This is a genomic window from Pseudomonas entomophila, assembly GCF_013523125.1.
Lineage (GTDB): Bacteria > Pseudomonadota > Gammaproteobacteria > Pseudomonadales > Pseudomonadaceae > Aquipseudomonas > Aquipseudomonas entomophila_B.
In genome coordinates, this window is sequence record NZ_JAAMQJ010000042.1 from 1 (window position 1) to 22460 (window position 22460).

Below are 22460 nucleotides of genomic sequence, written 5' to 3' on the forward strand. Positions count from 1 at the left end.
GCATTCCTTATCGGCGCTTGGGTGAAGGGAGGAGGGGCGAAATCTCCCACGGTCTGTACTGCGCGAACAGTCAGAAGCGGATCTAGTCCCTCCTCCTCCCTTCAAGTCCTACCATACAAGCGGCCCCAGTGCCGCGATCGGCGCCGCAGGAGCCGTAAAGTCCGCCACGCCGAATCAACAGGTCCAACTCAGAGCCGTCAGCGCTCGACCCTCATACCGGGCCTATCACCATCAGCACGGCCATCGCCACGCAGCACCCGAGCAGGCCCACGGCCAGCACCCGCTGGGTACCCACACGCGTCGGCCGGCACAGGTACCACCCGATCACACCGCACAGCGCGACGGTGTACAGCACGCTGGACCCCAGGACCCAGGCCTGGCCCAGCGGCCAGCCGTTGAGATGGACCAGCCACCAGCCGGTGAACGGCAGCACGGCCAGGCTCACGAGCAGCACGAGCCAACTCGTGACACGCAGCCAACGCCTCGACCGCCCCTCATGATCGGCACGCCCCACGCCCCCTGGGGCACAGGCCAGGCCGAGTGCGCTGCCGATCGACAGCGCCATGGCCACGGCGTGCACGTGACCGAGCTCGGTCAGAAGGTCCATGCCGTCAGGCCTCGCGCATCAGCCAGATCGCCATTCAGCCGAGGAAAAGCCGATAGGCTGGGTTGTCGGTCTCGTCCCAGTAGGGGTAGCCGATCTTCGCCAGGGCCTCCGGGACCAGGTGGCGCTCCTCCTCGGGAACCTGCAAGCCGGCGACCACGCGGCCATCGGCAGCACCATGGTTGCGGTAGTGGAACATCGAGATGTTCCAGTGCCCGCCCAGCTTGTTGAGAAAGTTGAACAGCGCCCCCGGTCGCTCGGGGAATTCGAAGCGCAGCACCATCTCGTCGCCCGCGCCGGCCGAATGCCCGCCGACCATGTGGCGAATGTGCAGCTTGGCCAGCTCGTTGTCGGTCAGGTCGATCACCGGGAAGCCCTGCTCGCCCAGGTGCCGGACCAGGGCGGCGCGCGGGTCGGTGTCCGGGTGCGTCTGCACGCCGACGAAGATGTGCGCCTCGCCCGCGGCATGGTAGCGGTAGTTGAATTCGGTGATCTGACGCTTGCCGATCGCCTCGCAGAAGGCTTTGAAGCTGCCCGGCCGCTCGGGGATGGTCACCGCGATGATCGCCTCGCGCCGCTCACCCAGCTCGGCACGTTCGGCGACATGGCGCAGGCGGTCGAAGTTGACGTTGGCGCCCGACTCGATCGCCACCAGGGTCTGTCCGACGGCGCCCTTGAGCTCCACATAGCGTTTGATGCCTGCCACCGCCAGCGCCCCGGAAGGCTCGGTGATCGAGCGGGTGTCATCGTAGATGTCCTTGATCGCCGCGCAGATCTCGTCGGTGCTGACCGTGATCACCTCGTCGACGTAATGACGGCAGATCTCGAAGGTGTGCTGGCCGATCTGCGCCACCGCCACGCCGTCGGCGAACAGTCCGACCTGGGGCAGGACCACGCGCTCGCCCGCGGCCATGGCCGCCTGCAGGCAGTTGGAGTCGTCCGGCTCCACGCCGATGACCTTGATCTCCGGGCGCAGGTACTTCACGTAGGCAGCGATCCCGGCGATCAGGCCGCCACCGCCGACCGGCACGAAGATGGCGTCGAGAGCACCAGGCTGCTGACGCAGGATCTCCATGGCCACCGTGCCCTGACCGGCGATGGTATGGGGATCGTCGTAGGGGTGGATGTAGACGAAGCCTCTTTCCTCCACCAGCTTCAGCGAATAGGCCAGTGCCTCGGGGAACGAGTCGCCGTGCAGCACCACCTTGCCGCCCCGGGAGCGCACGCCCTCGACCTTGATCTCCGGAGTGGTCTTGGGCATCACGATGGTCGCCTTGATGCCCAGCTCCCGTGCCGCCAGGGCCAGGCCCTGGGCGTGGTTGCCCGCCGAGGCGGTGACCACCCCGCGCGCCAGCTCCTCGGGACTCAGCTGGGCCAGCTTGTTGTAAGCCCCGCGAATCTTGAAGGAGAACACCGGCTGCAGGTCTTCCCGCTTGAGCAGGACCTGGTTGCCCAGGCGCTTGCTCAGTTGTCCGGCGCTGTGCAGGGGCGTTTCGACGGCGACATCGTAGACGCGCGAGGTGAGGATCTTCTTGACGTACTGTTCGAGCATCGGGAAAGCATCACTGGCCACGGGACGAGAGCGGGCAGTCTACCGTAGCGCTCGCCGCGACGACCATCGCAAAGCCGAGGTTTTACCGACGCGTGGCGCTATAATGAGCGCCTTTGACAGACGCTTGCCCCACCGGAGCCCGCATGACCCAGGACCAACTCAAACAGGCCGTCGCCCAGGCCGCCGTCGACCTCATCCTGCCCCAGCTCGACGCCAAGAGCATCGTGGGCGTGGGCACAGGGTCGACCGCCAACTGCTTCATCGACGCCCTGGCCCAGCACAAGACCGCCTTCGACGGCGCCGTCGCCAGCTCCGAAGCCACGGCCGCCCGCCTGAAAGCCCATGGCATTCCGGTCTACGAACTCAACACGGTCAGTGAGCTGGAGTTTTACGTCGATGGCGCCGACGAGAGCGACGAGCACCTGAACCTGATCAAGGGAGGGGGCGCCGCCCTGACCCGCGAGAAGATCGTCGCCGCGGTCGCCCGCACCTTCATCTGCATCGCCGATGCCAGCAAGCTGGTTCCGGTGCTGGGCGCCTTCCCGTTGCCGGTCGAGGTCATCCCCATGGCCCGCAGCCACGTGGCCCGTCAGTTGGTGAAGCTGGGTGGCGATCCGGTCTACCGCGAAGGCGTGCTGACCGACAACGGCAACGTCATCCTCGATGTGCACAACCTGCAGATCACCGACCCGGTGACCCTGGAGCGCCAGATCAACGCCATCGTCGGCGTCGTGACCAATGGCCTGTTCGCGGCGCGGCCTGCCGATGTCCTGCTGCTGGGCACCGCGGACGGCGTTCGCACGCTGCGCGCGGACACGCACTGAAGCGCCACTGCGGGCCCTCGGATGCTTTCAGGCGCCAAGGGCCCATGGATCAAAGCTGGCCTGGCTCGAACACGTAGAACAGGTTCGGCTCGCTGACCAGGTACAACGTACCGCGCTCGTCCATGGCGATGCCTTCGGCCTGAGGTACGGTCCGCTGCAGCCCCTGGAACCCTCGACGCAACGACAGGGTGCTCAGGGGCTTACCCTCCTCGTCCAGCTCGATCACCAGCCCAGACTCATCGGACAGCGCCAGCAAATGACCGCTGCGCTCGTCGAACTGCAGGCTCGACAGGTCGCGCACGAACAGCCGCGCATCGCGCTTGCGGTCCTGAGCCACCTGCACGGCATAGGGCTGTGCCGGGTCCCGGTGCGGGAAGCCGTGGACCACGTAGATCAGCATCGGGTCGCGTTCCTTGGCGACGAACAGCCGTTTGCCCACCGAGTCATAGGCCAGGCCCTCGAACCCCTTGTTGCCGTTGAGGCCGATGCCCAGGGTCAGTTGCTCGGCCTGACTGGCGTCGAGCGTGTGCGTGTCATCCTGCAGTCGAACCTGAATCAGCCGTTGCTGACGCTCATCGGTGATCACATAACTGTCGCGCCCCACGTACTCCACGGCCTCCGGATCGCCAAAACCGACCAGTGCGATACGCCGCAGGATCCGGCCGTCCAGTGCCAGCTCGATCAGCTCGGAGCGCTTGTTGGTCACGGTGAACAAGGTCTTGCGGTCGGGATCGTAGGTCAGCGCCGAGACATCGTCGTCCAGGCCTTCGATGACCTTGCCCTCCACGGTGACGCGATAGTGCTGCAAGGCCATGCCCTGCTCGGCCGGTCGCCACCAGGTCTTGACGTTGAACCAGCCGCGTTCGAACAGGCGAAACTCCTGGGCGGTGAAGATCAGGACCAGTAGGCCAAGACTGGCAAGCAGCAGCAAAGGGCGGGACAGACGGCGCATGGAAAGTCAGACTCGAGTTCGGAAAGACGAATCTAACCACGACTGCTGAAATAAAGCTTAATGCCATCATCCGTAAAATCTGATGATAGGGTCAGTCTTTACTGAAGCGATAGAACAGATTGGGCTCGCTGACCATGTACAGGGTGCCCTGTTCGTCCATGGCCACGCCCTCGGCGCGCGGCAACGTCTGTTGCAGACCGTTGAAACCGCCCAGCAGGGTCATGAAGCTGACCTGCCCGCCCTGCTCGTCGAGCTCCAGCAGCATGTTCGAGTTGGCCGACAGTGCCAGCAGGTGCCCGGTGCGCGGGTCCATGCCGGTGGCCGACAGGTTGCGCAGGTCGAGCTGGTCGCTGGGCAGCGGGTATTTCTCGCCGACCAGGTTGCCATGCCCGTCGCTGTTCCAGGCGAACAGCCGTGGCGGACGCTCCTCACCGATGATCAGGCGTTGCCGACGCGGGTCCCAGACGACGGCCTCGAAGCCCTTGTTGCCCTTGTCTGCGTCGCCCAGGTCATGGGCCTGGAAATCGGCACGGTCGAGGGACGTGGTCTGCGCGTCGACCCGCACCACCACCAGGTCGTGTCGGCGCTCGTCGACGATGGCCAGGCGGCCGTCCTCCAGGACCGCGACCCCTTCCGGGTTGCTCCAGCCCACCAACGGAATCTTGCGCAGGACCTCGCCGTCCAAGGTCAGCTGGACCAGGAACGGGTTCTTGCCCATGACCGAGAACAGCGTTCGCGTGGTCGGGTCGTAGGCCAGGTCGGACGCTTCGTCGTCCTCCATGCCCGGCAGGACCTTGGCGTCGATGTCGACCTGGTAATCGGGCAGCCAGGTGCTTTCCTGGCGCTCGGCTGGGCTTTCGAAGTACTCCTTGGCCCAGAGCAAGGCGCGATCGTCCCAGTGCATCGTCACCGCCAGGCCGCCGGCGATCAGCGCCACGAGTCCCAGCCCGAGCGGCCAGCGCAGGGCCGTTCGAGCCTTGGCCTTGGACGAGGAAAGGGCGCGGGTGAAAACGGGCATGGACGTGTTCCTGGGAGCTTGCCGAAGACGCTGCACAAGGGCAGCGTGAAAAGTCTGCCGCGTGATTATCCGCAAACGATGTGAAAAAAACGGCAAAACCGACGATTGGCCGTGAAGCCGGCGGTGACGAACGTACACCGTCACCGCCAGGAGGGAATCAGAGCACACGGCTCTCGAAGCGGCTGACGCCCGGCAGTTCCAGCACCAGCGTATCGCCCACGTTCAACGGGCCCACACCCGCCGGTGTACCGGTCAGGATCACGTCGCCGGCTTGCAGGGAGAAATGGGCGGCCATGTGCTGGATCATCGGCACGATGGGATTGAGCATCAAGGCGCTGCTGCCGTCCTGACGGACCTCGCCGTTGATGCTCAGGCGAATGCCGATGTCGGTTAGATCACCGAAGGCACTGGCCGGGACGAACGGCGGCAACACGCAGCCACCGTCGAAGCTCTTGGCCAGCTCCCAGGGCAGGCCCTTTTCCTTGAGCCTGGCCTGTAGGTCGCGCAAGGTCAGGTCCAGCGCCGGGGCGAAACCGGAAATGGCGTCGCGTACCTCCTCTTCGCTGGGCTGGGTCGACAGTGACTTGCCAAGCAGTACGGCGATTTCGGCCTCGTAGTGCACCGAGCCGCGCTCGGTCGGGATGCGGAAGCCGCTGTTCAACGGCACTGTGCAACTGCCGGGCTTGATGAACAGCAGCGGCTCGCTCGGCACCGGGTTGTTCAGCTCCTTGGCATGCTCGGCATAGTTGCGACCGATGCACACCACCTTGCCCAGCGGGAAATGGATGGGGGTGCCGTCCACGTACGCGTGCTTGTAGCTCATTGCTGACTCCTGTGCCGACGCGGCTGTCATTCGGGAGCAAAGATCTTACCCGGATTCATGCCGTTCGGATCGAATACGGTCTTGATCACCTTCATGCAGGCGACTTGCATCGGAGAACGGCTGTCACGAGGCCTGTAGGGTCAGGTTTGCCTGCGATGGCGTGAGCGTGGAGGCTGGGCGGAACCCTCGAAACATTCATGGCCAGCCTGAGCACGCTTCACCTGTCGGAATCGGCTCAGAGCAGGTCGCGTATGCTAGCATTGCGCTCCCGCTGTTCGTGCTAAGGCCGATGCCGCGCCGCTTCACCTCCCTGCCATTTTCTATCTCCGGGACACAGGTTTACGCAGATGAGCAAGACTTCTCTCGACAAGAGCAAGATCAGGTTCCTTCTTCTCGAAGGCGTCCACCAGAACGCAGTGGACACTCTCAAGGCTGCCGGGTACAGCAACATCGAGTACCTCACCGGCTCGCTGCCAGAGGCTGAGCTCAAGGAAAAGATCGCCGATGCGCACTTCATCGGCATCCGCTCGCGCACCCAGCTGACCGAAGAGGTCTTCGACTGCGCGAAGAAGCTGGTCGCGGTCGGCTGTTTCTGCATCGGCACCAACCAGGTGGACCTGGGCGCGGCCCGTGAGCGCGGCATCGCCGTGTTCAACGCCCCTTACTCCAATACCCGCTCGGTGGCCGAGTTGGTGCTGGCCGAAGCCATCCTGCTGCTGCGCGGTATCCCTGAGAAGAATGCCTCGTGCCACCGTGGCGGCTGGATCAAGAGCGCGGCCAACTCGTTCGAGATCCGGGGCAAGAAGCTGGGCATCGTCGGCTACGGCTCGATTGGCACGCAATTGTCCGTGCTGGCCGAAAGCCTGGGGATGCAGGTCTACTTCTACGACCCGCTGACCAAGCTGCCGCTGGGCAACGCCACCCAGGTCCCGAGCCTGAACGAGCTGCTGGGCCTGGCCGACATCGTGTCGCTGCACGTGCCTGAACTGCCGTCCACCCAGTGGATGATCGGTGAAGCGCAGATCCGCGCCATGAAAAAAGGCAGCATCCTGATCAACGCCGCCCGTGGCACCGTGGTGGAGCTCGAGCACCTGGCGGCCGCGATCAAGGACAAGCACCTGATCGGCGCAGCCATCGACGTGTTCCCGGTCGAACCACGCTCGAACGACGAAGAGTTCGAAAGCCCGCTGCGTGGCCTGGACAACGTGATCCTGACCCCGCACATCGGTGGCTCGACCGCCGAGGCCCAGGCCAACATCGGTCTGGAAGTGGCGGAGAAGCTGGTCAAGTACAGCGACAACGGCACCTCGGTCTCGTCGGTCAACTTCCCCGAAGTGGCCCTGCCGGCGCATCCGGGCAAGCACCGTCTGTTGCACATTCACCAGAACATCCCGGGCGTGCTCAGCGAAATCAACCGGGTCTTCGCCGACAACGGGATCAACATCTCCGGCCAGTTCCTGCAGACCGACGAGAAAGTCGGTTACGTGGTGATCGACGTGGACGCCGAGTACTCCGACCTGGCGCAGGAGAAGCTGCAACAGGTTAAGGGCACCATCCGTTCGCGCGTGCTGTTCTGATCTGCGGCCCCTCGCACGAGGGGTTGCCTGAAGGGCCGGGTGGTCGATGACCCCCGGCCCTTCGTCGTCAAGGCCTGGGCACCGGTGCCGATCGGCCGTTCTTCGCACCTTTCATCTGCTCGCCCACTGCCTCCGTCGGCCGTTTCCCGGCCCTGCTTCGACAAAAACGCGTGTCGCCCTCAAACATTGCGCTTAACTTGCGGTCAGACCCAGCGCTTGACCGGGGCGAAGGATAAAAAGCCTCGGCAACCGTCATCTATTTGCCGAACACGAAGGGGCCTTCTCATGCGATTGACCACAGCCTTGCTGTTGACCACATTCATCAGCCCACTGGCGCAGGCCGAACTGCTGGACGAAGTGAATGACCGGGGCGAGCTGCGCATCGCCGTGCAGGCCGACACCCCGCCGTATGCCTTCAAGCAGGCGCAGCGACTGACGGGCTTCGAGGTCGAGCTGGGCCAGGCCCTGGCCCAGGAACTGGACGTGCGCGCCTCGATCATCGAAACGCCTGCGGACGCGATGCTCGGCGGCATCGAGAGCGGCAAGTACGACATGGCCCTGAACCAGGCCAAGCCGGCGACGACCGAGGGCTCGGCCGTGGACGTCAGCCAGCCCTACGATGATCAGGCCTTGGCCATTCCGTTCCAGAAGGACAACCCGGCCTTCGAGTCGGCCGTCACCAATGCCATGCAGCGAATCAAGGCCGACGGCCGCCTGGCCGCGCTGGAAGCGAAGTGGCTCAAGGTGCCGCTCGAGGTCACCGCCGAGCAGTGACGCGCTCTAGGGGGCCAATGACAGGAGCGCCCCCAGGGCTCAGAACGGCTCTTGACCGCGCCGCCTGAACCAGCCGGTCAGGGACAGGCGATCGCGCGTGGCAGGCAGCACCTCGTGCGGAATCGCGTCCGACATGAACACCACCAGGCACCCTGCCGTCGGGAACACATCGTGCTCGCTGCCGCCTGGCAGAACCATGCGCAACTGGCCGCCCTGCTCTGTCTGCCAGTCCTGGTTCAGGTAGAGCACGGCGGTGACCATGCGCCGATCATCGTCGAGAAAGCGGTCCAGGTGCTGCTTGTAGAAGGCGCCTGGCGGGTACAAGGCGAAATGGCACTCGTACTCTTCCAGCCCCAGGAACAGGTGCCGGTTGAGCGCCTGGCGCAGATGGTCCATGACGTCCAGGTACTGGTCGCAGACGCTCGACTGGCCCGGCTCGATCCATTGAATCTGATCCCCCCGAATCCCCTCGCGCACTTCCTGCGCCGCACCGCGCCCGACACCGGCGGGCAGCAACGCTCCGTCGGCCGCGCGTTGCCTGCACTCGAACGCCAGCCCCTCGAGCAGGTCGAGAGTCACAGGCAGCTGCTGCTGCGACCAACCGTGTTCGACCAGGTCGTCGACGATCAGCGAAAGGGTGGGATGATCCGGAGAGATGTGCATGCCGCGCATAGTATCCAGAAGCCAGGTAAACCAACAGTGCTACTTGGCGCCACCGCACGCGGACATCTCGACAAAGCCGGGCCGTGCCACGGACAATAGCGCCCTGCCGACAGGAGTCCTGAATGCGCCGCGTGTTTTACTCGTTTCTGCTGATGATCTGCATGACGTCTGCCTGGGCCGACAGCCTCGCCACCTTGTACAAGGCGGCCGGCTGGCCAGAGCAGCGCGCGCATTTCACCGATGCGCTGGACGCCGCCCAGCAGCGTTACCGTGACAGCCTGCCACCGGCGGTGTACCAGGCCTTGATCACCAACAGCAGCCAGCGCTTCGAGCCCCAGGCCATGGACAGGCGCGCCCAGGCCCAACTGCGCGCCCACCTGCCCGATCCGGCGCCGGCCCTGGCTTTCTTCGAGTCGCCGTTGGGCCGCAAGATCGTCGCCGCCGAGCGGCTGGCCACGCGCAAGGACCAGTTGGCCCGCAACGCCCAGGGCCTGCCCAAAGTTCAGGCCAGCGACAACCGTCTGCTGACCATCGGCCACCTGATCGACGCCCTGCCCGCTCGCGAAGCCGGGGCCGAAGTCAGCCTGGCCATCGCCGGGGTCGCCGCCGACAGCCTCAGCTCGATGATCCCTGGCCTGTTCGGCGGTGGACAGGCACAAGGGCTGCTGGACGGGCAGCGGCAACGGTTGATGCAACAGATCGGCACGGACCTGCCCAATACCCTGTTGTACGTCTACCGGGACCTGTCGGACGAAGAGCTCGAAGCGTTCTCCACCTTTGCCGAATCCAGCGACGGCCAGGCGTACTACAAGGCCGCCCTGGCGGCGATCCGCGCCGGGCTGGCGGTCGGCCAGGCGAACGGCGACCTGCGCTGATCAGCCCAGGCGCTGGCCGATGAAGGTGAAGTAGCGCTCCCGGATGTCTGGCAGCTCGTTGACCAGGTGATGCCGCGCCTCGGGCAGCATCAATACCTGGGCGCCTTCGAACTTGCGCCTGAGCACCTTGAGGTTGTACGCCCAGTCCACCGTGGCGTCGGCCTGGCCCTGGACGATCAACGGCGTACGCAGGCTGCTGGGCGCGGCCTCGATGTACCTGACCCAGTTGAACATCGCGCCGACCCAGGCCGTCGGCAGACGGCGCGGCTGCAACGGATCGGCCTGGAGGAACGGCAGGAAGGCTGGGTCGTTGCTGTTGGCCGTGAAGCGCCGGTCGATGCCGTCGACGAAATGCCGCAGCACGCTGTAGCTCAACCGTGAGCGGTGCCACGCCGAAGGCCTGACCAATGGCGCCAGCAACACGACCTGCCCGTCGATCGGACTCGAATCCCCTTGGTGCAGCACATGGTCGATGGCGATCGCACCGCCCGTGCTCTGCCCGCAGACGTGCCAGGGGCGTGGCAAGTCCAACCGCCGCGCCTGTTCGAGCAAGCCGTCCAGGACCTGCTGGTAGATGGCGAAATCGGCGATGCTGGCGCGCGCACCGCTCGACAGGCCATGGCCCGGCAGATCACAGCTGATCACCGCCTGGCCCCGGGCCAGCGCCCACTCGATCACGTGTCGGTAGAGCCCCATGTGGTCGTAGAAGCCATGCAGGACGAATACCGTGCCAGCCGGCTTGACCGGCGCGACCGGCAGCCAGACCTGCCCGACCAGCTCGAACCCTGCCACCGTGAACCCGCCCAGCCAGCTCTGCCCCGGCAGCGCCAGACCGTAGAAGCGTCGGTAGGCTTCGGCATCGCTGAACAAGGGCTGACCCTCGGCCAGGGGCGCCAGGCTCGCACGGAGCAGATCAGGCTGGAACGAGGGCGACATCGGGCACATCCACGGACGGTGAAGCGGCCATCTTCGGCGGTCGGGCGCGCGATGGCAAGGCGCAGGTCGGTGGTGTAGCTACGCGTCTTCCGCCGTCCGAACACGGGCCGGATTGCCCATGACCACCGAACCCGCCGGCACGTCATGGGTCACCACGCTGCCCGCCCCGACCACGGCGTCATCGCCGATGGTGATGCCCGGCAGGATGATCGCCCCGCCACCGATCCAGACGTTGTTGCCAAGGGTCACGGGTTTGCCGCTTTCCAGCCCTGTGCGGCGGATACCGGCCTGCTGAGGGTGGTCGACCGTGTAGATGTGCACGCCTGGGCCGATGTGGCAGTCCTCGCCGATGTGGACCGGGAGCACGTCGAGGATCACGCAGCCGAAATTCAGGAAGCTGCGCGCGCCGACGCTGATGTTGTAGCCGTAGTCGCAATAAAACGGCGGACGAATCGTCACCGCCTCGCCGACCGCCGCGAAATGCGCATCGAGCAACCCGTTGCGCAGGTCTTGGTTGGCCACGTCGCTGGTGTTGTAATGCTGCATCCACTGGGCATTGGCGGTCTGCTCGGCCAGCAATTCCGGGCAGGTCGGCCGGTAGAGCAGGCCACTGAGCATTTTCTGTTTTTCGGTCAACTGCATGGGGGATCCTTCAAGGCAGGGCTGGGCGCGACAGGCGTCGAAGATCGGACCGTGGAGAGGGGGAGAATGCACAAGGATTTTGCAGGTATGTGGTTTGGCAAAAGGGCCTCAGCTCGAACGCATCGTCAAACGACGAGCGCTTGGCTGCCGTTCATAACCGCGTGATCTTCACGGCGCCGCCTGCCAGGACGAGCCATACACATCCGATCGTATTGAGCCATGCGGAGATCAGTATCTTACGTCTTAGGCCTACCGGAAATGAGTCATGATCCTGTACGTCCAGCCACCCTCTTTCAATAAAGTACTTAGGCCATATGAATAACGCGCTGACCATAGAAATAAGCATGACCTTCGACCGCAGACTGTTTCCACGCCACACCCCCTGAAAGCTTGACAGTGCTGGACTTCTTGCCAATGCACGCAACATGATATTGAAATCACCTGACAGAACAATATGCACATCCATCCCTAGCGCGACCACGATAAAGACGAAAGGCGCTGCAACAAAGGCAAGCCCCCAAAGCGAATGTAGAAAATCAGTCAATAAATGTATGATCATAGATAATCTCTCCTGCGTAATCGCCCATGTGTCCGCCTGCCCACTCCCCTACCGAAGCACCTGTCCAAGCGCCTGCGCCTACGACAGCCACGCTACAGACAAGGGTGCGCATTGGTGAAACACTGAGGCACAGTCTGCCGGCAGCTAGGGTTGATAGTCTGCTACCCGTTGCGCCTCCAAACAGACCAGCGCCGAAACTCGAAACCTCGGTGATTGTTATCCTCTTACAGGCTTCATCGCGCCCGGCGGCGCAGACTTCTTTTATTTTAAGTGCAGACGAAGCACCACCTACACCTATGCCGATATAACCTCCTGCATGCAGATATTTACTCATCGCCGTCACCTTATCCATATGCGTTGCATAGCCCGGTATCTCACCTGCCACACCTGCCTTGCTCCAGTGATGCACGAGACTTTTCGAGGAAATACCCAGATCACGGCGTAGCGTGTCATAGCTCCCAAGCTCCATCCGCTTGTTCAAAAACCCAGCTTTCAACTGAGCTTCCAGATCCTTGAGTACTGCCTTGCGCTGGTCGAAAAACGCCTGGCTTTGAAGCTTGCCCGTCTGGTTAAACTCATCCCTGTGCAACTGCGATAACGCCTTCAGACTTCGCGACACGTCGTCCAGAATCTTTCCAGCCATCGCCTCCACCACACCCATGGCGCTACTCGCCTTGCCCAAGAGTGCGGCGATTTCAGGCAAGTTGCGTGTCATGAAGTCCGCCTCCTCGACATTCAGCGAAGACATGTGTCGCCGTACACGCTCTGCCGCGGCCATCAACTGCGCCTCCATCCGACTGCATGCCTGCTGACTGTCGGGATCGGCCAGCACGAACATCTCGCCCGCCTTGAAGCCTTCGTCGTACGTCGGATTCAGCCGCTTCACGTACTCGATCGGCATCTTCAACTGCCGGTCCGACAGATAGAACAGAACGTCTGGACCCGACATGCTGCGCGGAACGATGAAGAACCCTGGCTCTAGCGTGCCCGGTGGCGCGACGAGCATGGGTTCGGAAGAGGTAGGTTGAAAGGAAGCGGGTTGGGACAATCGAGGCTGGAGAGATCGAGAGGTAGAGGTGGCTGGCCCCGCATTGGCAGTGCTTGCCTCGAAAGCCCGCCCGTTGCCAAGGCTCTCGTGCAGCGGCGCGACGACGCGATTGGCACCGGACGGGCACCCACACGCCACCAGCGCTCCGTCGGTCGCGACCATGCGATCGTCGCTGAGAAAATGGGGACAACCCTCGACGATGACGCCAGGCTCGCCACATTCTGGACAGGCGGTGGTGGTGTCGCCCTCACGCAGGACATCCCGGCCACCCGCTATATACGATCTGCCACTGGCGATGCAGAGCGCGCCAGTGGTAGTGAGATCTCCATCGACCGCCTGGCCTTTGCCATCCAGACTCACACGCGTCATGCGCAAGTTCCCTGTGCTAAACGCTGGAAACTAGCAGGCTAGAGAGGGAGTTTCTTCAGAAGTGTGAAGCTTGGGAAAGGAGCCACAACACTTTAGGAAATTTCTACGCAACAAGTGTCAGGCACTACCGTTTTGACAGGCAACGTCGTTTTATAGCCTCTAACGCCACCGCCACTCACTGATCGACGATGACGCGACATACGCCTAGGTTGGAACCTACCGCTGTGCTTGAACAATCAGGGCCGCATGGCGGCCCCGATCATTCATTCGACAGGTGTCACACAACCATCAGAACGCCGGCAGCACCGCGCCGCTGTATTTCTTCTCGATGAACGCCTTCACTTCCGGGCTGGTCAGCGCCTTGGCCAGTTTCTGCATGGCGTCGCTGTCCTTGTTGTCAGGACGGGCGACCAGGAAGTTCACGTAAGGCGAGTCGCTGCCTTCGATCACCAGGGCATCCTTGGCCGGGTTCAGACCAGCCTCGAGGGCGTAGTTGGTGTTGATCATGTCCAGGTCGACCTGATCCAGCACGCGCGGCAGCATGGCCGATTCCAGTTCGCGGAATTTCAGACCCTTCGGGTTCTCGGCGATGTCCTTCGGCGTGGCCAGGGCGTTCTTTGGATCCTTCAAGGTGATCAGCCCGGCCTTCTGCAGCAGAATCAACGCGCGGCCGCTGTTGCTGCCTTCGTTGGGAATGGCCACGGTCGCGCCATCCTTCAGCTCGTCCAGGCTCTTGACCTTCTTGGAGTAGCCGCCGAAGGGTTCGACGTGCACGCCGACCACGGTTTCCAGGTGGGTGCCCTTGCCGTCGTTGAAGCTCTTGAGGTACGGCAGGGTCTGGAAGTAGTTGGCGTCCAGACGCTTCTGGTCGACCTGCACGTTGGGCTGGACGTAGTCGGTGAAGACCTTGATCTCCAGATCCACGCCTTCCTTGGCCAGGGTCGGCTTGACCAGTTCGAGGATCTCGGCGTGCGGCACGGGGGTCGCGGCCACGATCAGCTTCTCGGCGGCCTGGGCCAGGGAACTCAGGGACAGCGCGGCAGCGAGGGCGGTCAACAGCAGGGTGTTCTTCATGGGAGATCCTTGCACAACGAATGCCGCTGAGGCGGCGAGCCAAAGAAGGGTGTGCGGACAATACCTGTAATTTTTATTACTCAGTAATATCTTTTAGTTGGCTACATATTCCTTTTTGATTTATCAAAACTCGCTTGCCTCATGCCGCTGGCAGACGTGCCAGAGCAGCCTCCAGTACACGGCGTACGCCCTCGACCGCGAACGGCTCGCGCACTTGTGTCAGCTGCTCGAGGGCGGTTTCCAGACTGGCCAACGGCGCGGTATCGGGCAGCCCAAGGTGCTCGGGCAACACCTCGTCGCCCTGGCCGACCAGCAATGCGAAGTGAATGACGTTTTCCAACTCCCGCGTGTTGCCTGGCCAGGCATGGGCTTCGAGTGCCAGCTGCGCGGCCTCGCCGATCAACGGTAGGGGGCGGCCCAGGCGCGCGCTGTAGATGCCGACGAAGTAGTCGGCCAACGGCAGGATGTCGCCGACCCGCTCTCGCAGGGCCGGCAGTTCGAGCTCGCCCTCGTGCAGGTACTGGTACAGCCGTTCGTTGAAGCGACCCGCTGCGACGGCCTTGGACAGGTCGATGCTGGAGGCGGCCACCAGGCGAACATCGACGGGCAACGGGTGGGCGGCGCCCACGCGCGTGACTTCTCGGTGCTCCAGCGCGGCCAGCAGCTTGGCCTGGATCGTCAGCGGCAGGTCGGCGATCTCGTCCAGGTACAAGGTGCCGCCATTGGCCGAGCCGAACCAGCCGGCCCGGCTGCTGGCCGTGCCGCCCTGGGCGCCAGCCGTGTAGCCGAACAGCTCGGCATCGGCGTAGGTCGGGCTGCTGGCCGCGCAGTTGACCGAGACGAACAGCCCGGCGCGATCGCTGGCGCGGTGAACCTGCCGGGCCAGCAGCTCCTTGCCGGTGCCGGTCTCGCCGCGAATCAGCACGGGGAGCGGCAAGCGCGCTACGTGCTCGAGCCGCTCGCGCAACGCACGGGACCGTGGATCGACGAACACCAGGGCCTTGGCGCGAATGCTCAGCGGGCTCTTGTCCAGCTCGGGAAAGGTCAGCAAGGGCTGACCGAAAACAGGGTGCACACTCATGACAGACTCCCGTGCTGATCGCGATGACCAGGCGTTGTGGCATCGACGGATGAAAACGCCTCAGGCACGACGCAGACCGCGCTGTTCGATGCGGCCTTGCAACCGGTAGAGGTAGGCAAAGCCCTGTTCCCAGCGCTCATGACCCGACGTGACGTTGATGTGACCGGCGTTGGACAGCAGTCCGGTTTCCGCTCCCCAGGCGCGCGCCAGGTACAGGGCACGCGGGACGCTGACGGCCGGATCGTTGTCGGAGCTGACCACCTGACTGGGAAAAGGCAGCCGCTGCAAGGGAATCGGCGCGAAGTTGCGCAATGCCGGTGCACAGGCCGGGCGCTCGACATCGGCCGGCGCCACCAGCAAGGCGCCGCGCACCTGGCGCAGCAGACGCGGACTGGCCTGGACCGCCCACTGCGCGACCGTGATGCACCCGAGGCTGTGGGCGATCAGGATCACGGGGGAGGGATCGGCATCGATGGCCTGCTCCAGCGTTCGTACCCAGTCGTGGCGCTGCGGTGTGAGCCAGTCGTGCTGTTCGACGCGCAGGCTGTTGGGCAGGCTGCGTTGCCAATGACTTTGCCAATGATTGTCTGGCGATCCTTGCCAACCCGGCACAATGAGGTAGCGAATGGATTCGTTGCGCATGGGAGACGCCTCCACTGAGGTTTTGCGTGCTTGGTGGTCAGTATAAAGAGGCTGTATTGAGCGTAAAGGAATAATAAGCTATTTGTTAATAACATAAAGGAACATGACGATTGCCATCGCAGGTCGATGCGTCTATGGGCACGGCGGTGCATGTATGGTTGGCCTGATGCTGCGAGTGGTTGATTTTGTGGGCCCTGCGGGCCCAATCGCGGCGCAGGGGCCGCTCCAACACTCACCGCTGTGGTACAGGTGATCGCGGTCCATGTGGGGGCCCCAGTGCCGCGATTGGGTCCGCAGGACCCATAGATCAGCCGTTGGAATGAGAAGCCATAGACGCCGGCTGGCCAACGCTAGGACCCGATCCGTCGACGCCCGGACTGCGGGCAAAAAAAGAGGCCATGCCGCACCGCGACCCTGGCCCCAAAACCCTGCCTTGAGAACACGCCCTTCACCGTGCAGTGATCACCGCCAGCTTGGTGATCCCGGCCCGTTCGATGGCGGCCATCGCTCGGGCCACTTCGCCATAATTGACGCCATCGTCGGCCTGCAGCTGTACGCGCACCTCGGCATCCTTGCCCTTGGCTGCCTTGAGCCGGGTCTCCAGCGCATCGGGCTGAATCTGGTCCTTGTCGATGAACAGCGTGCCGCTGCCATCGATGCTCACCACCAAGGGTGCCTTCTGCTCCACCGGCGCCACGGCCTCGGTCTTGGGCAGGTTGATGGGGATGGCGTTGGTCAGCAGCGGCGCGGTGACGATGAACACCACCAGCAGCACCAGCATGACGTCCACCAGGGGCGTGACGTTGATCTCGCTGAGGACTTCATCGCTGTCCTGGGTCGAAAAGGCCATCTCAGGACGCCTCCTTCACAGGTTGGGTGAAGCCTGCCTGGGCACGGAGCGCGGCGGGGTGGACCAGTACGCGGAAGGCGCTCTTCTGGGCCAGGCTGTAGAAGTCGTGGGCAAAATCGTCGAGGTCGGCGGCGGTCAGCTTGAGGCGGCGCAGGAAGTAGTTGTAGACCAGCACGGCCGGGACGGCGACCGCGATACCGACACCGGTGGCCACCAGTGCCGCACCGATCGGGCCGGCGACGGTCTCCAAACTCGCCGAGCCGGCCGCGCTGATCCCCTTGAGCGCCTCCATGATGCCCCAGACCGTGCCGAACAGGCCGATGAACGGCGAGGTGCTGCCAATGCTGGCGACCACGGCGAGGCCCGTTTCCAACGAGCGTCGTTCGCGGACGATCTGCTGGCGCAGCGCGCGCTCCAGACGGTCCTGATGATTGATGGCCTGGCTCAGGTCACTGCCATGGGCAGTTTCGCCGACGGCAATGGCGGCATAGCCGGACTGCGCCACGCGTGCGGCAGGCCCTGGCAACTCATGGCTCGGCTCGGCAGCGGCGTCGAGGCTGGACGCGGCCCAGAATTGCTTGTGGAAGCGCTTGTCCTGGTTCTTCAGGCGGGCGAACTGCACGACCTTGATCAGGGCCAGTGCCCAGGTCGCAATAGAGAAGACGATCAGCAGCCAGATGACGGCGCTTTCGACAGACGCGAGGGGGGATGCCAGTACACTCATGATCATGATGCTCCGAAGGGTCGTTCCAAGGGGTGCGAGTTAACGAAGGGTGAAATCGATGGGCACGCTGACCCAGCCGACCTGGGCGATCTCGCCCTGTTTGGCAGGCACGAAGCTCCAGCGCTTGACGGCGGCCAGGGCAGCCTCGTCCAGCACGTTTCGACCGCTGCTTTTCTGGACCTGGATCTGGCCTGGCTTGCCACTGGGCAATACCTCGACCCGCAGGGTCACCGTGCCCTCCCAACCGCGACGCTGCGCCAGCTGCGGATAGTCGGGTGCTGGATTCTTCAGGTAGGCCGCATTGGCCGATGCCGGGGTAACAGGGGCCGGCTTTGCCGGTGCCGGTGGTACAGGCGCAGCCACGGGCGGCGGTGCCTGGATGGGCTTTGCAGGCGGCGGTGTGGGCTTGTCCACAGGTTTGGGTACGGGCTTGGGCACAGGTTTAGGTTTGGGGACCGGCTTGGGCGCAGGCTTGGTAGCCAACTCATCGACCACAGGCGGTGGCGGCGGCGGTGGCGGCTCGACGGGCACAGGTGGGGGTGGCTCGACCACAGGCGGCGCTGGCGCGGCGAACTCGATGGTCATGGGTGGAATCTTCGGCGGTTCGACGGGCAGCGGGGGCGTCGGCGCCTGATAGACCCAGTAGGCGACCGCACCGTGCAGCGCCAGCACCAGCAGGCCCAGCACGATGACGTCACGCCGTTTCATGCCGCTGTTCGGCGTGCGTTGCAGACGCAGGTGCAGCAGCGGTACACGTAGCGTACGTCCCAGCTCGACCAAGTCACCAGGCGCTGGGCGCCTCGGTGGGTCATAGGCCCTGATGGCCGACTGGACATTACCCATTGATCAAACTCCCGGGGTTCGTGATGCAGTTCATGGAAGGCCGTGAAGGCCTGCGCATGGCTGAATCATCAACGCCAACAGCTTATCCCTGGAAGGAATATTTAAACTTATATCTAGGCTTTTTAGGAATATATGAAGACGAGCCTTTTGCCTGCTTTCGGCCCAGCGAAGCGTTCGTCACATCGCACCTGGAGCCCCCGTGCAAGGGCTCCAGGTACCCTGGAAAGCGCGTCAGGCGCCCGTCAGCTTCTGCCAGACCTTCGGCTTGAAGAACAGCATCTCGCCCCGAGCGAGCCCGGTGAGGCTGTCATGGTCCTTGACCACTTCGGCCTCGATCAGCTCGCTCTGCCCTTCGACCTTCAGGGTGACCCGCGTGGTGGCCCCCAATGGGCGAATGTCACGCACCTCGGCCGGGTGGTGGCCTTCGAGTTCATGACGTGACAGAGAGACTTCGTGCGGCCGGAACAGCACGTGGTGACCTTCGCTCAGGTTGAGGCGATTGGAATCCCCCAGGAAGTGGTAGACGAAATCGTTGGCCGGCTTCTCGTAGACCTCCCCTGGCGAGCCGATCTGTTCGATCACACCCTTGTTCATCACCACGATCCGGTCGGCCACCTCCATCGCCTCCTCCTGATCATGGGTCACGAACACCGAGGTCAGGTTGATGTCCTCGTGCAGGCGCGCCAGCCAGCGCCGCAGCTCCTTGCGTACCTTGGCATCGAGCGCGCCGAACGGCTCGTCGAGCAGCAGGACCTTGGGCTCGACCGCCAACGCACGAGCCAGGGCGATACGCTGGCGCTGCCCCCCGGACAGCTGCTCGGGGTAGCGGTCGGCCAGCCAGTCGAGCTGCACCATGCCCAGCAGTTCATGGACCTTCTCGGCGATGCGGGTCTCGTTCGGGCGCTCGCCCTTGGGCTTCATGCGCAGGCCGAAGGCCACGTTGTCGAACACGCTCATGTGACGGAACAGCGCATAGTGCTGGAACACGAACCCGACGTTGCGATCGCGCACGTCATGGCCGGACACGTCTTCGCCATGGAACACGATGCTGCCCTGGTCCGGGGTCTCCAGACCCGCGATGATCCGCAGCAGGGTCGTCTTGCCGCACCCGGAAGGGCCGAGCAAGGCCACCAGCTCGCCGCTGTTGATGTCCAGGTTGATGGCGTCCAGGGCCTGGAAACGGTTGAAACGCTTGCTGACGTTACGCACTTCGATCGACATGGATTAGTCCTCCGCTGCGGCATGGCGCAGACGGTTGATTCGGGATTCGCTCCACTGCTTGAGCAGCAGGATGAACAGCGCCAGGATCAGCAGCAGGCTGGCCACGCTGAACGCCGCGACGTGGTTGTATTCGTTGTAGAGGATCTCGACATGCAGCGGCAAGGTGTTGGTCACGCCGCGGATGTGCCCGGACACCACCGATACCGCGCCGAATTCGCCCATGGCCCGCGCCGTGCACAGCACCACGCCGTAGATCAGGCCCCACTTGATGTTCGGTACGGTCACATGCCAGAACATCTGCCAGCCATTGGCACCGAGCAGGCGCGCGGCCTCCTCCTCCTGCGTGCCCTGCTCCTGCATCAGCGGGATCAGTTCGCGCGCCACGAACGGCACGGTGACGAAGAGGGTCGCCAGGACGATGCCCGGCAGGGCGAAGACGATCTGGATGTCGTGGTCCTGAAGCCATGGCCCGAGCAGGCCTTGGGCGCCGAACATCAGTACGTACACCAGGCCGGCGATCACCGGCGAGACCGAGAACGGCAGGTCGATCAGGGTCACCAGGATGCTCTTGCCGGTGAACGTGTACTTGCTCACGCACCAGGCGGCGCAGACGCCGAACACCAGGTTCAACGGGACGGAAATGGCTACCGCGAGCAGCGTCAGGCGCAGGGCCGCCAGCGCATCGGGCTCGAAGATCGCCTCGAAGAACGTGCCGAAGCCGTTCTTCAGCGCCTGGGAAACGACGATCACCAGCGGCAACGCCAGGAACAGCGCGAACACCAGCCAGGCGAGGAAGATCAGGATGCGCCGTGAGGTGGCGCTGCCGCGCCGGGCGGCATTGGCCGCCGTGGCGGCGTTCAGGGTCGAACGGGACATGGCCGGGCCTCCTTCAAGGGGTTTCGATGCGACGCTGCAGCAGGTTGATCAGCAGCAGCAGGATGAAGGACACCACCAGCATCAGCACGCCGATGGCCGTCGCGCCGGTGTAGTCGTACTGGTCGAGCTTGACCATGATCAGCAGCGGCAGGATCTCGGTCTTCATCGGCATGTTGCCGGCAATGAAGATCACCGAGCCGTACTCACCGACCCCGCGTGCGAACGCCAGGGCGAAGCCGGTCAGCCAAGCCGGCAGCAGGGCCGGGGCCAGCACGTGGCGGAAGACCTGCAGAGGCCGTGCACCGAGGCACGCGGCGGCCTCCTCGACCTCACGCGGGATGTCGGCCAGCACTGGCTGCACGGTACGCACCACGAACGGCAGGGTGACGAAGGTCAGGGCCAGGGTGATGCCCAGCGGCGTGTAAGCGATCTTGAAGCCCAGGTCGGTGGCGAACTGCCCGACCCAGCCTGCTGGTGCGTACAGGGCCGTGAGGGCGATGCCGGCGACGGCGGTGGGCAAGGCGAACGGCAGGTCGATCATCGCGTCGATGATCTTGCGACCGGGAAAGGTGTAGCGCACCAGCACCCAGGCCAGTAGCGTGCCGATGACGCCGTTGATGAGCGCGGCGCACAGCGCAGTGCCGAAGCTCAGCTTGAGGGCGGCGATCACCCGGGGCGCACTGATGATGGCCCAGAACTGGTCCCAGGTGAGCTGCGCGGCGTGCACGAACATGGCCGCCAAGGGAATGAGAACGATCAGGCTGAGATACACCAAGGTGTAGCCCAGTGTCAGCCCGAAGCCGGGTATGACAGGGGAAATGCGTCGTGACATAAGAGTCCCTGGTTGAACGCACGAAGCCCGGGAACATTCCCGGGCCGGTGCAGGCTACTGAAGGGTATCGCGTGGATCAGGCACGGCTCATTGTGCCTGGTAGATCTGGTCGAAGACCCCGCCGTCGTTGAAGAATTTTGGCTGGGCCGTCTTCCAGCCGCCGAAGTCCTTGTCGATGGTCACCAGATCGAGTGTCGGGAACTGCTTGCCGAACGCGGCAGCGACCTTTTCTTCACGCGGGCGGTAGAAGTTCTGCGCGGCGATGGTCTGGCCAGCCGGGCTGTACAGGTGCTTGAGGTATTCGGTGGCGATCTCGGTGTTGCCCTTCTTCTCGGCATTCTTGTCGACCACGGCCACCGGTGGCTCGGCCAGGATCGACAGCGACGGCACGACGATCTCGAACTTGTCGGCGCCGCCGTCTTCCTTCAATGCCAGGAACGCTTCGTTCTCCCAGGCCAGCAGGACGTCGCCTTGACCGTTGTTGACGAAGGTGATGGTCGAGCCACGCGCGCCGGTGTCCAGCACCGGAACGTGCTTGAACAGCTCCTGGACGTAGGCCTTGGCCTTGTCTTCGCTACCTCCGCTCTTCAGGCCGTAGGCCCAGGCCGCCAGGAAATTCCAGCGGGCGCCGCCGGAGGTCTTCGGGTTCGGGGTGATCACCGAAACGTCCTTCTTGACCAGGTCGCCCCAGTCCTTGATGCCCTTGGGGTTGCCCTTGCGGACCAAGAACACGATGGTGGAGGTGTACGGCGTGCTGGCATCCGGCAGGCGTGTCTGCCAGTCGATCGGCAGGGTCTTGCCGAGCTTGGCGATCTCGTCGATGTCGCCGGCCAGGGCCAGGGTCACCACGTCCGCCCGCAGACCATCGATCACCGCCCGGCCCTGCTTGCCCGAGCCGCCATGGGATTGCTGGATCTTGACCGTGTCGTCCGGGTGGCTCGCCTGCCAGTGCTTGATGAACTCGGCGTTGTACTGCTGGTACAGCTCACGGGTCGGATCGTAGGACACGTTCAGCAGTTCGTAGTCCTTGGCGATGGCGGACCCGGCAAACACGACACTGGTCAAGGCGGCGAGCGCATAACGGCGGATGGACATGGTGAA

24 protein-coding genes are annotated in these 22460 nt (G+C 63.9%); 4 read left to right on the top strand and 20 right to left on the bottom strand.

All coding sequences use genetic code 11. From position 1 onward, the window contains the following. Positions 1-211: 211 nt before the first annotated feature. Together G7007_RS18265 and ilvA are read right to left on the bottom strand one after the other, a co-directional pair. On the bottom strand, positions 212-607 hold the full coding sequence (locus G7007_RS18265; protein WP_181104007.1) for a DUF2269 family protein: 396 nt from the start codon (positions 605-607) through the stop codon (positions 212-214). 34 nt (positions 608-641) lie between these two features. After that, positions 642-2177, bottom strand: coding sequence for a threonine ammonia-lyase, biosynthetic (ilvA, locus tag G7007_RS18270; protein WP_308852312.1), 1536 nt, complete (start codon positions 2175-2177; stop codon positions 642-644). 122 nt (positions 2178-2299) lie between these two features. Between ilvA and rpiA the strand changes: the two genes are divergently transcribed. Then, positions 2300-2980: a ribose-5-phosphate isomerase RpiA gene (gene rpiA, locus G7007_RS18275; protein ID WP_181104013.1), complete on the top strand. Its 681-nt coding sequence runs from the start codon at positions 2300-2302 to the stop codon at positions 2978-2980. Between the two features lie 49 nt (positions 2981-3029). Here the strand turns inward: rpiA and G7007_RS18280 are convergent, their stop codons facing one another. The 3 genes from G7007_RS18280 to G7007_RS18290 all read right to left on the bottom strand — a co-directional run bounded on the left by G7007_RS18280 (position 3030) and on the right by G7007_RS18290 (position 5773). Further along, positions 3030-3932 (bottom strand): SdiA-regulated domain-containing protein, encoded by a 903-nt coding sequence (locus tag G7007_RS18280; protein WP_181104016.1) that lies wholly within the window; start codon positions 3930-3932, stop codon positions 3030-3032. A gap of 91 nt (positions 3933-4023) precedes the next feature. Beyond that, positions 4024-4950 (bottom strand): SdiA-regulated domain-containing protein, encoded by a 927-nt coding sequence (locus G7007_RS18285; RefSeq protein ID WP_181104019.1) that lies wholly within the window; start codon positions 4948-4950, stop codon positions 4024-4026. Between the two features lie 157 nt (positions 4951-5107). Further along, positions 5108-5773 (bottom strand): fumarylacetoacetate hydrolase family protein, encoded by a 666-nt coding sequence (locus tag G7007_RS18290; protein ID WP_181104022.1) that lies wholly within the window; start codon positions 5771-5773, stop codon positions 5108-5110. A 347-nt stretch (positions 5774-6120) separates the two neighbouring features. On the opposite strand from G7007_RS18290, the gene serA reads away from it, so the two are divergent. Together serA and G7007_RS18305 are read left to right on the top strand one after the other, a co-directional pair. Continuing rightward, the gene (serA, locus tag G7007_RS18300; protein WP_181104024.1) at positions 6121-7350 is read left to right on the top strand and encodes a phosphoglycerate dehydrogenase; all 1230 of its coding nucleotides are present in this window, start codon (positions 6121-6123) and stop codon (positions 7348-7350) included. Between the two features lie 285 nt (positions 7351-7635). After that, a complete protein-coding gene (locus tag G7007_RS18305; protein ID WP_181104027.1) occupies positions 7636-8124 on the top strand; it encodes a transporter substrate-binding domain-containing protein in 489 nt (162 codons plus the stop codon). Between the two features lie 39 nt (positions 8125-8163). Here G7007_RS18305 and G7007_RS18310 read toward each other — a convergent pair whose 3' ends face one another. Then, positions 8164-8796 (bottom strand): 2OG-Fe(II) oxygenase, encoded by a 633-nt coding sequence (locus G7007_RS18310; protein ID WP_181104029.1) that lies wholly within the window; start codon positions 8794-8796, stop codon positions 8164-8166. A 113-nt stretch (positions 8797-8909) separates the two neighbouring features. On the opposite strand from G7007_RS18310, the gene G7007_RS18315 reads away from it, so the two are divergent. Further along, positions 8910-9662 carry a DUF2059 domain-containing protein gene (locus tag G7007_RS18315; RefSeq protein ID WP_181104031.1) on the top strand — a complete coding sequence of 251 codons (753 nt, stop codon included), beginning with the start codon at positions 8910-8912 and terminating at the stop codon, positions 9660-9662. Here the strand turns inward: G7007_RS18315 and G7007_RS18320 are convergent, their stop codons facing one another. From G7007_RS18320 to G7007_RS18385, 14 genes are all read right to left on the bottom strand, one after another. Then, a complete protein-coding gene (locus G7007_RS18320; protein ID WP_181104034.1) occupies positions 9663-10598 on the bottom strand; it encodes an alpha/beta hydrolase in 936 nt (311 codons plus the stop codon). Between the two features lie 78 nt (positions 10599-10676). Next, the gene (locus G7007_RS18325) at positions 10677-11240 is read right to left on the bottom strand and encodes a sugar O-acetyltransferase (protein ID WP_181104036.1); all 564 of its coding nucleotides are present in this window, start codon (positions 11238-11240) and stop codon (positions 10677-10679) included. Between the two features lie 151 nt (positions 11241-11391). Further along, positions 11392-11799 (bottom strand): hypothetical protein, encoded by a 408-nt coding sequence (locus G7007_RS18330; RefSeq protein WP_181104038.1) that lies wholly within the window; start codon positions 11797-11799, stop codon positions 11392-11394. After that, complete coding sequence (locus tag G7007_RS18335; RefSeq protein WP_181104041.1) at positions 11777-13216, bottom strand: PAAR domain-containing protein; 1440 nt, start codon at positions 13214-13216, stop codon at positions 11777-11779. Before G7007_RS18335 ends, G7007_RS18330 begins: the two co-directional genes overlap by 23 nt. A 288-nt stretch (positions 13217-13504) precedes the next feature. Next, the gene (locus tag G7007_RS18340) at positions 13505-14290 is read right to left on the bottom strand and encodes a MetQ/NlpA family ABC transporter substrate-binding protein (protein ID WP_181104044.1); all 786 of its coding nucleotides are present in this window, start codon (positions 14288-14290) and stop codon (positions 13505-13507) included. Positions 14291-14429: 139 nt separating this feature from the next. Then, positions 14430-15371 (bottom strand): sigma 54-interacting transcriptional regulator, encoded by a 942-nt coding sequence (locus tag G7007_RS18345; RefSeq protein ID WP_181104046.1) that lies wholly within the window; start codon positions 15369-15371, stop codon positions 14430-14432. A 60-nt stretch (positions 15372-15431) separates the two neighbouring features. Beyond that, positions 15432-16013: an alpha/beta hydrolase gene (locus G7007_RS18350; RefSeq protein ID WP_181104049.1), complete on the bottom strand. Its 582-nt coding sequence runs from the start codon at positions 16011-16013 to the stop codon at positions 15432-15434. A 448-nt stretch (positions 16014-16461) separates the two neighbouring features. Continuing rightward, positions 16462-16863, bottom strand: a complete 402-nt coding sequence (locus G7007_RS18355) for an ExbD/TolR family protein (protein WP_181104052.1) — start codon at positions 16861-16863, stop codon at positions 16462-16464. Between the two features lies 1 nt (position 16864). Continuing rightward, on the bottom strand, positions 16865-17587 hold the full coding sequence (locus G7007_RS18360) for a MotA/TolQ/ExbB proton channel family protein (protein WP_181104054.1): 723 nt from the start codon (positions 17585-17587) through the stop codon (positions 16865-16867). Positions 17588-17626: 39 nt separating this feature from the next. Continuing rightward, complete coding sequence (locus tag G7007_RS18365; RefSeq protein ID WP_181104057.1) at positions 17627-18430, bottom strand: energy transducer TonB; 804 nt, start codon at positions 18428-18430, stop codon at positions 17627-17629. 231 nt (positions 18431-18661) lie between these two features. Continuing rightward, the gene (locus tag G7007_RS18370) at positions 18662-19651 is read right to left on the bottom strand and encodes a sulfate/molybdate ABC transporter ATP-binding protein (protein WP_181104060.1); all 990 of its coding nucleotides are present in this window, start codon (positions 19649-19651) and stop codon (positions 18662-18664) included. Between the two features lie 3 nt (positions 19652-19654). Continuing rightward, complete coding sequence (gene cysW / locus G7007_RS18375) at positions 19655-20527, bottom strand: sulfate ABC transporter permease subunit CysW (RefSeq protein WP_181104063.1); 873 nt, start codon at positions 20525-20527, stop codon at positions 19655-19657. Between the two features lie 13 nt (positions 20528-20540). After that, entirely contained in the window at positions 20541-21359 is an 819-nt protein-coding gene (gene cysT, locus G7007_RS18380) for a sulfate ABC transporter permease subunit CysT (RefSeq protein ID WP_181104065.1), read from the bottom strand. Positions 21360-21446: 87 nt separating this feature from the next. After that, positions 21447-22454 carry a sulfate ABC transporter substrate-binding protein gene (locus G7007_RS18385; protein ID WP_181104068.1) on the bottom strand — a complete coding sequence of 336 codons (1008 nt, stop codon included), beginning with the start codon at positions 22452-22454 and terminating at the stop codon, positions 21447-21449. Positions 22455-22460: the final 6 nt, after the last annotated feature.

Bases quoted from the DNA above. Each gene is read 5' to 3' on its own strand.
- G7007_RS18345 (WP_181104046.1), bottom strand. From the start codon at position 15,371: ATGAGTGTGCACCCTGTTTTCGGTCAGCCCTTGCTGACCTTTCCCGAG.
- G7007_RS18365 (WP_181104057.1), bottom strand. From the start codon at position 18,430: ATGGGTAATGTCCAGTCGGCCATCAGGGCCTATGACCCACCGAGGCGC.
- rpiA (WP_181104013.1), top strand. From the start codon at position 2,300: ATGACCCAGGACCAACTCAAACAGGCCGTCGCCCAGGCCGCCGTCGAC.
- G7007_RS18340 (WP_181104044.1), bottom strand. From the start codon at position 14,290: ATGAAGAACACCCTGCTGTTGACCGCCCTCGCTGCCGCGCTGTCCCTG.
- cysW (WP_181104063.1), bottom strand. From the start codon at position 20,527: ATGTCCCGTTCGACCCTGAACGCCGCCACGGCGGCCAATGCCGCCCGG.
- G7007_RS18280 (WP_181104016.1), bottom strand. From the start codon at position 3,932: ATGCGCCGTCTGTCCCGCCCTTTGCTGCTGCTTGCCAGTCTTGGCCTA.
- G7007_RS18330 (WP_181104038.1), bottom strand. From the start codon at position 11,799: ATGATCATACATTTATTGACTGATTTTCTACATTCGCTTTGGGGGCTT.
- G7007_RS18305 (WP_181104027.1), top strand. From the start codon at position 7,636: ATGCGATTGACCACAGCCTTGCTGTTGACCACATTCATCAGCCCACTG.
- G7007_RS18290 (WP_181104022.1), bottom strand. From the start codon at position 5,773: ATGAGCTACAAGCACGCGTACGTGGACGGCACCCCCATCCATTTCCCG.
- G7007_RS18360 (WP_181104054.1), bottom strand. From the start codon at position 17,587: ATGAGTGTACTGGCATCCCCCCTCGCGTCTGTCGAAAGCGCCGTCATC.
- G7007_RS18320 (WP_181104034.1), bottom strand. From the start codon at position 10,598: ATGTCGCCCTCGTTCCAGCCTGATCTGCTCCGTGCGAGCCTGGCGCCC.
- G7007_RS18310 (WP_181104029.1), bottom strand. From the start codon at position 8,796: ATGCGCGGCATGCACATCTCTCCGGATCATCCCACCCTTTCGCTGATC.
- G7007_RS18285 (WP_181104019.1), bottom strand. From the start codon at position 4,950: ATGCCCGTTTTCACCCGCGCCCTTTCCTCGTCCAAGGCCAAGGCTCGA.
- G7007_RS18385 (WP_181104068.1), bottom strand. From the start codon at position 22,454: ATGTCCATCCGCCGTTATGCGCTCGCCGCCTTGACCAGTGTCGTGTTT.
- G7007_RS18325 (WP_181104036.1), bottom strand. From the start codon at position 11,240: ATGCAGTTGACCGAAAAACAGAAAATGCTCAGTGGCCTGCTCTACCGG.
- G7007_RS18370 (WP_181104060.1), bottom strand. From the start codon at position 19,651: ATGTCGATCGAAGTGCGTAACGTCAGCAAGCGTTTCAACCGTTTCCAG.
- G7007_RS18355 (WP_181104052.1), bottom strand. From the start codon at position 16,863: ATGGCCTTTTCGACCCAGGACAGCGATGAAGTCCTCAGCGAGATCAAC.
- cysT (WP_181104065.1), bottom strand. From the start codon at position 21,359: ATGTCACGACGCATTTCCCCTGTCATACCCGGCTTCGGGCTGACACTG.
- serA (WP_181104024.1), top strand. From the start codon at position 6,121: ATGAGCAAGACTTCTCTCGACAAGAGCAAGATCAGGTTCCTTCTTCTC.
- G7007_RS18350 (WP_181104049.1), bottom strand. From the start codon at position 16,013: ATGCGCAACGAATCCATTCGCTACCTCATTGTGCCGGGTTGGCAAGGA.
- G7007_RS18265 (WP_181104007.1), bottom strand. From the start codon at position 607: ATGGACCTTCTGACCGAGCTCGGTCACGTGCACGCCGTGGCCATGGCG.
- G7007_RS18315 (WP_181104031.1), top strand. From the start codon at position 8,910: ATGCGCCGCGTGTTTTACTCGTTTCTGCTGATGATCTGCATGACGTCT.
- G7007_RS18335 (WP_181104041.1), bottom strand. From the start codon at position 13,216: ATGACGCGTGTGAGTCTGGATGGCAAAGGCCAGGCGGTCGATGGAGAT.